The 11,526-nt window shown below is 73.5% G+C and carries 11 protein-coding genes; 6 read left to right on the top strand and 5 right to left on the bottom strand.

Annotated elements, in window-relative coordinates; translation table 11 throughout:
* The first annotated feature begins 2 nt into the window (after positions 1-2).
* Positions 3-1,154 carry an XdhC family protein gene (locus ACWGJB_RS18845; RefSeq protein ID WP_453381267.1) on the top strand — a complete coding sequence of 384 codons (1,152 nt, stop codon included), beginning with the start codon at positions 3-5 and terminating at the stop codon, positions 1,152-1,154.
* Between the two features lie 203 nt (positions 1,155-1,357).
* Here the strand turns inward: ACWGJB_RS18845 and ACWGJB_RS18840 are convergent, their stop codons facing one another.
* Together ACWGJB_RS18840 and ACWGJB_RS18835 are read right to left on the bottom strand one after the other, a co-directional pair.
* On the bottom strand, positions 1,358-2,011 hold the full coding sequence (locus tag ACWGJB_RS18840) for a Crp/Fnr family transcriptional regulator (RefSeq protein ID WP_453381266.1): 654 nt from the start codon (positions 2,009-2,011) through the stop codon (positions 1,358-1,360).
* Between the two features lie 106 nt (positions 2,012-2,117).
* Positions 2,118-2,558: an SRPBCC family protein gene (locus tag ACWGJB_RS18835; protein WP_453381265.1), complete on the bottom strand. Its 441-nt coding sequence runs from the start codon at positions 2,556-2,558 to the stop codon at positions 2,118-2,120.
* 256 nt (positions 2,559-2,814) lie between these two features.
* Between ACWGJB_RS18835 and ACWGJB_RS18830 the strand changes: the two genes are divergently transcribed.
* The 3 genes from ACWGJB_RS18830 (at position 2,815) to ACWGJB_RS18820 (ending at position 5,043) form a co-directional block, all read left to right on the top strand.
* A complete protein-coding gene (locus ACWGJB_RS18830; RefSeq protein ID WP_453381264.1) occupies positions 2,815-3,456 on the top strand; it encodes a phosphoribosyltransferase in 642 nt (213 codons plus the stop codon).
* Positions 3,457-3,471: 15 nt separating this feature from the next.
* On the top strand, positions 3,472-3,891 hold the full coding sequence (locus tag ACWGJB_RS18825) for a TIGR03668 family PPOX class F420-dependent oxidoreductase (RefSeq protein WP_453381263.1): 420 nt from the start codon (positions 3,472-3,474) through the stop codon (positions 3,889-3,891).
* A gap of 201 nt (positions 3,892-4,092) precedes the next feature.
* Positions 4,093-5,043 (top strand): serine/threonine-protein kinase, encoded by a 951-nt coding sequence (locus ACWGJB_RS18820; protein WP_453381262.1) that lies wholly within the window; start codon positions 4,093-4,095, stop codon positions 5,041-5,043.
* A 34-nt stretch (positions 5,044-5,077) separates the two neighbouring features.
* Here ACWGJB_RS18820 and ACWGJB_RS18815 read toward each other — a convergent pair whose 3' ends face one another.
* Positions 5,078-7,486 carry a SpoIIE family protein phosphatase gene (locus ACWGJB_RS18815; protein WP_453381261.1) on the bottom strand — a complete coding sequence of 803 codons (2,409 nt, stop codon included), beginning with the start codon at positions 7,484-7,486 and terminating at the stop codon, positions 5,078-5,080.
* A 229-nt stretch (positions 7,487-7,715) separates the two neighbouring features.
* Here ACWGJB_RS18815 and ACWGJB_RS18810 point away from each other — a divergent pair, with 229 nt between their 5' ends.
* Positions 7,716-7,946: a response regulator transcription factor gene (locus tag ACWGJB_RS18810; RefSeq protein ID WP_453381260.1), complete on the top strand. Its 231-nt coding sequence runs from the start codon at positions 7,716-7,718 to the stop codon at positions 7,944-7,946.
* A gap of 62 nt (positions 7,947-8,008) precedes the next feature.
* Positions 8,009-9,136 carry an NAD(+)/NADH kinase gene (locus ACWGJB_RS18805; protein WP_453381259.1) on the top strand — a complete coding sequence of 376 codons (1,128 nt, stop codon included), beginning with the start codon at positions 8,009-8,011 and terminating at the stop codon, positions 9,134-9,136.
* Between the two features lie 406 nt (positions 9,137-9,542).
* On the opposite strand, the gene ACWGJB_RS18800 is transcribed toward ACWGJB_RS18805, so the two are convergent.
* The gene (locus ACWGJB_RS18800; RefSeq protein ID WP_453381258.1) at positions 9,543-10,454 is read right to left on the bottom strand and encodes an alpha/beta fold hydrolase; all 912 of its coding nucleotides are present in this window, start codon (positions 10,452-10,454) and stop codon (positions 9,543-9,545) included.
* A gap of 172 nt (positions 10,455-10,626) precedes the next feature.
* Positions 10,627-11,514 (bottom strand): aldo/keto reductase, encoded by an 888-nt coding sequence (locus ACWGJB_RS18795; RefSeq protein ID WP_453381359.1) that lies wholly within the window; start codon positions 11,512-11,514, stop codon positions 10,627-10,629.
* Between the last annotated feature and the right edge of the window lie 12 nt (positions 11,515-11,526).

Here is an 11,526-nt window from a genome sequence, read left to right as displayed (position 1 = left end):
AGATGCTGGACATCGCCGAGGAGCTGAACCGGTGGGTCGCGGAAGGCCGTGACTTCGCCGTGGCCACGGTGGTGGCGGTCGGCGGCAGCGCCCCGCGCCAGCCCGGCGCCGCCCTCGCGGTGGACGCCGACGGCACCGCCGTGGGCTCGGTCTCCGGCGGGTGTGTGGAGGGCGCCGTGTACGAGCTGTGCCGGCAGGCGCTGGAGGACGGCGACACCGTCCTGGAGCGCTTCGGCTACAGCGACGAGGACGCCTTCGCCGTCGGCCTGACCTGTGGCGGCGTCATCGACATCCTCGTCACCCCGGTACGGGCGGACGACCCCGCCCGGCCGGTGGCCGAGGCCGCGCTGGCCGCCGCCGTGCGGGGGGAGGCGGCGGCCGTCGCGCGCATCGTCACCGGACCGGCCGAACTCCTCGGCCGCGCCCTCCTCGTGGACGCCGACGGCGGCTACCGGGGCGGCTTCGGCGCCCACCCCGAGCTGGACCGCACGGTGGCCGCCGAGGCCGGTGCCTTCCTGGACGCGGGCCGCACCGGCACCCTGGAGATCGGAGAGCAGGGCTCCCGCTGCGGAGCGCCGCTCACCGTGCTGGTCGAGTCCTCTGTCCCGGCGCCCCGGATGATCGTCTTCGGGGCGATCGACTTCGCGGCGGCGCTGGTCCGCGTCGGCAAGTTCCTCGGCCACCACGTGACGGTGTGCGACGCACGGCCGGTCTTCGCCACCAAGGCCCGCTTCCCGGAGGCCGACGAGATCGTCGTCGAGTGGCCGCACACGTACCTGGAGCGCACGCAGGTGGACGGCCGTACCGCCCTGTGCGTCCTCACCCACGACGCCAAGTTCGACATCCCGCTGCTCCGGCTCGCCCTGCGCCTGCCGGTGGCGTACGTCGGCGCGATGGGCTCCCGCCGCACCCACCTGGACCGCAACCGGCGGCTGCGCGAGGTCGGCGTCACCGAACTGGAGCTGGCCCGCCTCAGGTCCCCGATCGGCCTGGACCTCGGCGCCCGTACGCCCGAGGAGACCGCCCTGTCGATCGCGGCCGAGATCGTCGCCAACCGCCGCGGCGGCAGCGGAATCTCCCTGACCGGCGCCCACACCCCGATCCACCACGACACGACATCGACGCCGACGCGGCGGATCGGGTCGGTGGCCTGACTCCCCCCGGGGCCAGGCCACCCCACAGGGAGCGGAGCGCCCGGTCCGTTCCCCCGATCGCCGTACCGGTCCGGGCGCCAGGGGTCGATGGAAGCGCCTTCTGGGGCGTGGTACAGCGTCAAATGACGCATTCGGCGAGGGGAGTTCCGTTCTGATGCGTTTGCGGTGCACGCCTTCCGGCTTCGTGGCGCGAGCCGAGCGGGTCACTCCTCGGCCCAGCGCCGTAACCCCGCCAGATCGAGTACGACGGTGCGGCCCCGCCCGGTGGCCACCAGGCCCTCCTGCTGCATCGCCCGCAGACAGCGCACCACCGACTCCCTGGACGCCCCGGTGGCGGCGGCCAGTTCACGCTGGTTGACCTGAACGGAGACGGCACCCGGCAGGGTCTCCGGCGCGGCCGAGCCGTACTGCACGGCGAGCTTCACCAGCAGCCCGGCGACCCGCGCGCGGGTGGTGCGGGCGCCCTGTTCGGCGCGCAGCCCGTCGGAGTCCCGTAACCGGCCCACGACACTGCGCAGGACGGACAGACACAGTCCCGGGTCCCGTTCCAGGAGCCGCAGGAAGGCGTCCGCGGCGACCACCACGCCCTCCGAACGTCGCATCGCGGTGACGGTCGCGCCCCGCGGGCCGCCGTCGACGCAGGCGAGTTCGCCGAGGAGTTCACCGGGGCCGCGCAGGGCGAGCAGGCTGGTGTAGCCGTTGGCGGAGTCGACCGTCGCCTTCACCAGACCGGCCGTCAGCAGGACGACGGAGTCGGCCTCCTCGCCCTCCCGCATCAGCACCTCGCCGCGGACCCACCCGCGCGGGTGCCCGGCCTCCCGCAACAGCTTGATCTCCCCGGGTGAGAAGAACGCCACCTCCGAGCCTCCCGGCCGCATCGACCCACGGTGACCGTTCGGCACCGGAGGGCCACTGTCCATCGTGCGACCGGGATCTGCCAAGGGGTGGCCACCGGGGCGGCGCCTACGCCTTCCTGAGCAGGGCGTTGACCGCCCGTCCGAACACCGCCTGGGAGGCCCTGCGCACCAGCGGGTCGAAGGCCGACGGCAGCCCCCGCACCCGCAGCTCCTCGTGCCAGACCACGCGGGTACGGCCGCCCGGCCCCGGGTGCACCTCCAGTTCGGCCCAGCCGAGCACCACCCGGCCGTGCTTGACCAGGCGGCAGCGGCCGGAGCCGCCGTCCTCGGGGGGCTCCCAGACGGTCACCTCCATGGGGTCCTCGAAGGACAGCGGCCCGAGCCCGGAACGGGCCACGATGACCGTGCCCTCGTGGGTCGGCGGATCGGTGAGCACGGTGATGCGGGTCAGAGGGACCGCATCGGCGTGCGCGGACCACTCCGTGAGCCGGCGCCACGCCTCGTCGATCGGCAGCGGAGCCGTGCGTTGGAGAAGGAAGGTGACCACGGAACGATCGTAGGGAATCGGCCAGGCTCCGCGGGGTGCACACCGTCTGTTCACAGGGCCGACAGAAACGTCCAAGGCGGGCCGGAACCGGTCCCGGGTCCGTACGATTCCCGCCATGGGCGGGCAAACCGCCTGCTTTCATTATGTGCACCGTGTATAGAATGTGTGTACGAATTCTCTGGACGGACTCGGTCTTCGACACCTTCGGGTGTGACCATGGAAGAAGGGGGCCGACCCCGACCGGAGAGGACGAGCCGTGCGCTACCGGGACCGCGTCCAGGCCGGTCGCGAACTCGCCGCCGTACTGCGGAAGTTGAGCGACGAGGGCGACCTGCCGGACCCGATCGTGCTGGCGCTGCCGCGGGGCGGCGTGGCCGTCGCCGCGGAGGTCGCGCGCGAGCTGTCGGCCCCGCTCGACGTGCTCGTCGTACGCAAGATCGGAGCCCCGCACCACGAGGAGTTCGGTGTCGGCGCCATCGCCGGGGACGACCCGCCGCTCCTCGACCGGGCGACCCTGGCACACCTGGGCATGAGCGAGGACACCCTGGCCCCCGTGGTGAAACGGGAGCGGCGGGAACTGCGCCGCCGCGAGCGCCGCTACCGGCAGGGGCGGCCGGCGCCCGAGCTGCGCGGCCGTACCGTGATCGTCGTCGACGACGGCCTGGCCACCGGGTCCACCGCCCGCGCCGCGCTGCGCCACGTACGGGGCCGGGGTCCCGCCCGGACCGTGCTCGCCGTCCCCGTCGGCGCGCCCGACTCCCTGGACACGCTCGCCGCCGAGGCCGACCTCGTCGTCTGCCCGTACCGGCCGGAGGTGTTCAACGCGGTCGGCCAGTGGTACGACGACTTCGCGCAGCTGACCGACGCCGACGTGCTGGACGCGCTGGGCGACGCCTGACGGGGAGGGGACGCCGTGCCGGAACTGGGCGAGGACGAGGCGCGGCGGCGGTTCGCCGGGGCACGCGTGGCACGGCTCGCCACCGTCGACGAGAGCGGCCGCCCGCATCTGGTGCCCATCGTCTTCGCGCGGTACGGGGCCGAGGGGATCGTCACCGCCGTAGACCACAAACCCAAGACCACGCCCCGCCTCAAGCGGCTGCGCAATATCGCCGCACAGCCGGCCGTGAGCCTGCTCGTGGACGAGTACGACGAGAACTGGGACCACTTGTGGTGGGTTCGCGCGGACGGTACCGCGCGGGTGATTCCCGTCGACACGGCGGTCATCGAACCGCTTCGGGAGAAATACCCGCAGTACCGGGAACGCCCGCCGAGCGGTCCGGTCGTCCTCGTGACCGTGTCGCACTGGACCGGCTGGCAGGCGGCCGCTCCTTAAGGACCGGGATTTCCCCAGGTCAAGTCCCGAGCTGTCGGAACGTGACCCCGCCGCCCACCGCGGGCCTACTGGAAGTGGCGGGCAGAGGTCTTCTCGGCCGTCGCCCACCGCCCATGTGCGTGAGCACCGCCGCCCAGGCGGGACGCCGCACCGCTGGTTTACGATTTGGACAGGTCTGACACGCTACGGGGTGGACATGCCATGGCGACGCGCATCGCGGGTTACGAGGTCGAGGGGGAGATCGGACGGGGCGGGATGGCCGTCGTCTACCGTGCCACGGACCTGCGCCTGGACCGCACCGTCGCCCTGAAGCTGCTCGCCCCGGAGATGGCCCGCAACGACACCTTCCGCCGCCGCTTCACCTACGAGTCGCGGGTCGCGGCCGCCCTCGACCACCCTCACATCGTGCCGATCTTCGAGGCCGGCGAGACGGACGGCGTGCTGTACATCGCGATGCGCTACGTGTCGGGCCCGGATCTGCGCGCGCTGCTGGACAAGGAGGGCGTGCTGCCGGTGGCCGCGGCCCTGCGGATCGCCACCCAGGTCGCCTCGGCGCTCGACGCGGCCCATGAGCACGATCTGGTGCACCGGGATGTGAAGCCCGGCAACGTGCTGGTGGCGCGGGGCACCGACAGCGACCACCCGGAGCACGTCTATCTCACGGATTTCGGGCTCACCAAGAAGTCGCTGTCGCTGACGGGGTTCACGACGGTCGGCGAGTTCGTCGGCACGCTGGACTATGTGGCGCCGGAGCAGATCTCGGGCCGCCCGGTGGACGGCCGGTGCGATCTCTACAGCCTGGCCTGCGTGGTCTTCGAGATGCTCGCCGGCGGTCCGCCGTTCGTCCGGGACGAGGACATCGCCCTGCTCTGGGCGCACCAGTACGACCGGCCGCCCGCGCTGAGCGAGGTGCGGACCGGGCTGCCGCCGGGGCTGGACGAGGTGTTCGCCAAGGCGCTGGCCAAGGTCCCCGAGGACCGTTACGGCTCCTGCCTGGAGTTCGTGGGCGCGCTGCGGCTCGCCGCGTACGGCGTCGTACCGGGAGAGCCGGCCTCGCCGGAGCGCCCCACCGACCGGACCCCCACGGTCCGCCGGGGCACCGGACCCACCCCCGGCCCGCCCGCCTGGGCCCGCCCGGTGTTCGGTCCCTGACCCCTCCGAGTCCGCTCCGAGTCCGCCGGAATGCTCAGTCCCCGGTGAGGAACTGTTCCGCCCAGACGGTCTTGCCGGTGGTGGCGTGGCGGGTGCCCCAGCGTTGGGTGAGCTGGCCGACGAGGAGCAGGCCGCGGCCGCCCTCGTCGTAGGTGTGGGCCCGCCGCATGTGCGGGGCCGTGTTGCTGGAGTCGAAGACCTCGCAGGTGAGGGTGTGGTCGTCGTGGATGAGCCGGAGCCGGACGGGCGGCCGGCCGTACCGGAACGCGTTGGTGACCATCTCGCTGACGATCAGCTCGGTGATGAACGCGGCCTCCTCCAGCTGCCAGGCGACCAGCTGGTCGGTGGCGTGCTTGCGGGCATCGGCGACGGCGGCCAGGTCGAAGGGCAGCTCCCAGGTGGCGACCCGGTCGGCGTGCAGGGCCCGGGTGCGGGCGACCAACAGGGCGATGTCGTCGTCGGGGCGGTGCGTGAGCATGGTCGTCAGGACCCGGTCGCAGACGGTGTCCAGGTTCTGCGCGGGGCGGGCGAGCGCGTCGAACATCTTGTCGAGGGCCTCGTCGATGTCATGGTCGCGGGGTTCGAGCAGACCGTCGGTGTAGAGGGCGATCAGGCTGCCCTCGGGCAGTTCCGTCTCGAAGGACTCGAAGGGCAGCCCGCCCAGGCCCAGCGGGGGTCCGGCCGGCACGTCGAGGAAGTGGACCGTGCCCGAGGTGACCACGGCGGGCGGCGGGTGTCCGGCCCGGGCGACGGTGAACCGGCGGGTGACCGGGTCGTACACGCCGTACAGGCAGGTGGTGCCGACGCCGCCGGCGGTCTCCTCGGCGTTGTCGGCGCCGGCCTCCTCGGCGGAGAGGTGGACGACCAGGTCGTCGAGGTGGCTGAGGAGTTCGTCGGGCGGCAGGTCGACGTCGGCCAGGGTGCGGACGGCGGTGCGGACCCGGCCCATGGTGGCGGCGGCCCGCACGCCGTGGCCGACCACGTCGCCCACGACGAGCGCGACCCGGGTCCCGGACAGCGGGATCACGTCGAACCAGTCGCCGCCCACGCCGGCCTGACTGACCGAGGGCAGATAGCGGGTGGCGATGTCCAGCGCCGCCTGTTCGGGCAGCGTCTGCGGGAGCAGGCTGCGCTGCAGGGTCATCGTGGTGGTGTGCTGGCGCTGGGTGCGTTCGGCGCCGTGGATGCTGGTGGCGGCACGGGCCGCCAGCTGCTCGGCCAGCCACAGATCCTCCGGGTCGAACGGCTCGCTGCGCAGGTTCCGACCGAACAGGGCCACCCCGAACATGGTGCCGGCCGCCCGGAGCGGCACCGCCATCAGCGAGTGCGCCCCGCTCTCCCGGATCCACGCGGCCGCCAGCGGATCCTCCCGCGTCCAGCGGGTCACGATCTCGTCGTCGCTCGCGTACACCGTGCCCCGTCCCTCCGCCAGGCACCGGCCCGACGGCGACCAGGGCGGGCAGCGCAGCACCTCGCCGGAGGGATGGGGGAGCGGTGGGCTCTGGGGCGCCGCCCGTACGGCCGCCCGTCGCAGCGCGCGGCCGTCGGCGGCCGGTGCACCGGGCCTGGCGGCGTCCAGCAGGTCCACGGCGCAGGCGTCGGCGAAGGTGGGGACGACGACGTCGGCCAGCTCCCGCGCGGTGCGCTGCACGTCGGAGCTGGTGCCGATCCGTACCCCGGCGTCGCTCAGCAGCAGCATCCGCCGCCATACCAGCTGCTCGGACGGATCGGAGTGGGCCGTCAGGGTCACCGCCCGCACCCGCCCGTCCGTGTCCGTCAGCGGGGCGAGCCATCCGTGCCAGTCTTGGTCGGGGTCGGCCGGGTCCGGACGCAGGTGGACGTCCTCGGGGCCGCCGCCGGCCAGGATCCGCCGCATACCGGACTCGGCCTCGGCGCCGCCCTCGTACGGCGCGATGTCGGTCAGCCGCAGCCCGCGCATCGTGCCCTCGGCGAGGGACAGGCCGCGCTGCATCCCGACACTGGCCAGCACCAGCCGCAGCTCCTCGTCGAAGACGGCGGCGACGCACGGGGACTGGCCGAAGGCCCATTCCCCGAGCGTCCGGTCGGCGGCGGCCACCGGCGGTCCGGTGACGGCGGACACCACCCGCCACTCCGTGCCGCCCGGCCGATCGCCGGAGGGCCGGCGGTGCACGAGTACGTCCCGGTCCAGCCGGTGCCCGTCCCGGTGGCGCAGGGCCGCGGTCCCGCTCCACCGCGCGCCGGCGGCCGCCTCGCGCCAGGTGACTCCGTCCGGCTCGGCGAGCAGCCGGGCGGCCTCCTGCCCCAGGATCTCGGCGGGCGGGTAGCCCAGCAGCAGCCTGGCCCCGTCGCTCCAGCCGGTCACGGCACCCCGCTCGTCGACCGTGACCGCGGCGGTGTAGGCCCCCTGCGGTACGGCGTGGGTCTGCGCCCGGTTGCTGGGAGGGGTGGGACGTCGTTCCATCGCCGCTCATCCTTCGCGGAACCTGCACGGCCGGCTCTTCTCCCAGGATGATCCCGGCCGACACGGAGCACCAGTCCGCGCCGGTACCACCCGGCCGCCGCCGACATGCGCACCCGGGGTTCCTGTGACACGCCTGTGACGGACGGCGGACAGTGTCATGACGTCGGCTTGTCAGGGTTTTGTAAACGGACAAATCGCCACTATCGGTCAATCCGGCAAGGGAATCCTCATGAGCTTCGCCGTTGTCACCCAGCACACCGAGACCACCGCCGTCGCGCTGGCCCCGCGTGAGCGCGAGACGCTGAAGCACATCGCAGCGGGCTGCACATACCTGCAGGCCGCACGCCTGATGGGGCTCTCCCGGCACACCGTCGACGCCTACCTCCGCCGGATCCGCGCCAAGCTCGACATCAACACCACGGCCGAGCTCACCCGGCTGGCCATCTCTCTTGGCCTGTGAGATCCGCCCGGCCGTGACAGCGTGGGGGACAACGGCTGAGCACGGTGTCCTGGAGGCGGAAGATGACGGTGAACGGGCTCGGACTGGTGGTGCACGGGGGCCGGGCGGAGGCGGTGGACGCCGCCCGAACCGTACGGGCGTGGGCGGCGGAGCACGACGTGCGGTGCACGGACATCGACGTCTGGCACGACGGCGGACGGCACAGCTCCGGGGAGGAGGTCGCGGCCGCGGGCGATCCCGACCTGATCGTCACCCTCGGCGGTGACGGCACCTTCCTGCGCGGCGCCCGGCTCGCCGCCCACCACGACGCCCTGGTCCTCGGCGTCGACCTGGGCCGGGTCGGCTTCCTGACCGAGGTGGCGGCCTGCTCGGTGCGGGAGGCGCTGGACGCGATCCGCGAGGACCGGTTCACCGTCGACAGCCGGATGCTGCTCACCATGCGCGCCTCCCGCCGGCTGGAGGTGCCCTCCGACATGGAGGGGCTGATGCGCTACGGCCGCGGGCCGCTGCTGCCGGCGCCCGAGGTGCGCACCGACTGCGAGGAGGACGCCGACTGGGGTGTGCCCCTGCACGTCACCGCGGTCAACGACGTCGTACTGGAGAAGCTGTCCCGGGACCGCCAGGTGTCCGTCGGCGTGTACGTCTCCGGGCGGCTGCTCGCCTCCTACTCCGCCGACGCGCTGCTGGTGGCGACCCCGACCGGTTCGACCGCCTACAGCTTCGCGGCCGGCGGGCCCGTCGTCTCGCCCTGCGCGGACGCGCTCGTCTTCACGCCGGTCGCTCCGCACATGACGTTCAACCGGTCGGTCGTCACCGCCCCGGACGAGCCCGTCGGCCTGCGTGTCCTGGAACGCTCGGGGCAGGCCGCGGTCAGCGTCGACGGACAGGTGCGGGGCGTCCTGGGACCGGGGGACTGGATCGGTGTGTACGCCGCCCCGGCCAGGCTGCGGGTGGTCCGGCTCGCGCCGATGGACTTCTACGGCCGGCTGCGCGAGCGCATGAACCTCACCGACGCCCCGGCCGCGGTCGCCGACGGCACCCCCGCGCCCCTGTGGTCGACGCGGACGCCCCCGCCCGGCGACATGGCCCATCTCTCCCTGCTGCCCGCCAGTCTGGTGGGCGCCGAGCCGGAAGAGCCGTGCGTCGAGGTGGTGGAGGGCGATGCCGCCCCGGCACCCGGGCGCGGCTGACCTCCGCGGCCGTCGCGTCTCCTGTGGCTGACCTCCGCGGCCGTCGCGTCACCCGCGGCTGACCTCGGCGGCTCCCGCGCCGACCGCGGCTGACCATCGCGCCGTCCCCCCCACTCCGGGCGCCGTCCGGTCGTCAGCGCCGGGGCCTCAGGGGGCGCTCCGGCGCTCCGCGGTGCCTCGATGTCGGGCACGCCGACCCAGCCCGCGCCGTGCAGACCGGTGAAGAGTTCGCCCCGGTCGCCGGTCGCCGGTCGCCGGTCGCCGGTCGCCGGTCGCCGGTCGCCGGTCGAGCTCAGGGTGAGCGCTTCGCTCCGGGAGTACACACCTCGCCGTAAATGGGGGAGCCGGTCCGCGTCGACCGCCGGGCCGCCCGGCGTGCCACCGCCGGGGCGGCCGCACGCATCGCCTAGAGGGACCGGGTTTCCTGGCGGGTGCTGGTCACGAAGCCTGTCACCGCCCGGGCGAAGGCCTCCGGCTCCTCGATGTGGCCGAAGTGCCCGCTGTTCTCCAGGATCAGCAGGTCCGAGCCGGGGATCAGCTCGTGCAGTTCCTCCGCCCACCGCACTCCGCAGATGAAGTCGTGGCGGCCGGCCAGCACGAGGGCGGGCACGGAGAGCCGGCCGAGGTCGGCGCGGTCGTCGACGACGATCGGGGAGAGGTCCTCGTCCAGACCGGAGAGGTAGGTGGACGTCACAGCCGCCCGGAGGGGGGCGAACTCCGCCTCCCGGCCCCAGTAGTCCGCGAAGTACGCGGGGAACAGCCCCCGGGCGACCGCGGTGCGCGCGGTGTCGCTGTCGACGGACGCAATGGCCCGGAACGCCGCCAGTACCTCGGGGAGCCCGGGGCGGTCGGCGTTCCGGGCGGCGAACGCCTCCAACTGGCCGACGGTCTCGGCGATGTGCTCGGGACCGGTCACCGGCAGGCTGTCGTAGAGGATCACTCCGGCGATGTGCTCGGGGTGGTGCAGGGCGTGGTACTGCGCGACGAAGCCGCCGTGCGAGTGGCCCAGCAGGTGCACCTCGGTGACGCCGAGGTGCTCGATCAGCGCGCCGAGGAACCGGCTGTAGCGGGCCCGGCTGTAGCCGTGCGGGTGGGAGGGCAGGCGGTCGGAGCCGCCGCTGCCGACCGGCTCCGGGTAGACGACCGTGAGATGCCGCTCCGGTTCGGGCATCCGCAGGTACTCCCAGGCGATCCCTGGCCCGCCGGACTGCGCGACACACACCGGCCCGGTGCCGTGTACGTGGTAGCGCTGCACGAGACCGTCGGTCTCGACGGTGTGCGTTCCGGTGGCGAGGGGATCGGTCAGGGGTTCGGTCATGGCTTCTTCTCCGTGTCCGGCGGTTCGTGGTGACAACGGCAGGACGCCGGGGACCAAGAGAAGTTCGAACCGGACGATGTGAGGGCGCTCACAGGCCGACCCCGCCCCTGACCGGCGCCCGCGCGCCGGTCGGGGGCGGCTTCGCGCCGGTCGGGGGCGGTCGCGGCGGGGCTCAGTAGCGGCCACCCACCGTCTGTGCGGCCAGTCCGTCCAGCGTGGCGATCTCCTCGGCGGTCAGTTCGATGCCCGCGGCGGCCACGTTCTGCTCCAGCCACTTCACGCGCTTCGTCCCCGGGATGGGCACCACGGGCACGCCGAGCCGCGCGCCGCGCGCGTGCACCCAGGCCAGCGCCAGCTGCGCAGGGGCGACATCCCGCGCCCGGGCCAGCGCGCGGATGGCGTCCGCGATCGCCTTGTTGGCCACCGTCTGGAAGCGCGGCAGCCGCCGTCGCGCGTCGCCCGTCGGCAGGGCGGTGACGTCGACCGTGCCGGTCAGGAAGCCCCGGCCGAGCGGCGAGTACGCCACCAGCGCCACGCCCAGCTCACGCAGGGCGTCCCCGACGGTGGTCTCCAGGTCACGGGACCAGATCGAGTACTCGCTCTGTACGGCCGCGATGGGGTGGACGGCACTGGCGCGCCGCAGCAGTTCGCCGTTCACCTCGGAGAGGCCGATGTGCCCGATCTTGCCCTCCTTCACCAGCTCCGCCATGGCGCCGACGGACTCCTCGATCTCGGCGGTCTGCGGCGGCCGGTGCAGGTAGTAGAGGTCGATGTGGTCGACGCCCAGCCGCAGCAGGGAGGCGTCGCAGGCGCGCTTGATGTAGTTCGCCTCGCCGCGCAGCACCCAGGTGTCGCTGCCCATGCGGTCGATGCCGGTCTTCGTGGCGAGCTGGACCTGGTCACGCCGGCCGGCGATGGCCCGGCCCACCAGCACCTCGTTGTGTCCGAAGGCGTAGGCGTCGGCGGTGTCGATGAGGGTGACGCCCAGGTCGAGGGCGCGGTGCAGGGTGGCGGTCGCGTCGTCCCAGCTGGTCGGGCCGTATCCCTCGCTCATGCCCATGCAGCCGAGCCC

It is taken from the genome of Streptomyces sp. NPDC054813 (assembly GCF_053611365.1).
Note: the sequence above shows the minus strand (reverse complement) of the source record. Positions and strands in the feature narration are given on the sequence as shown.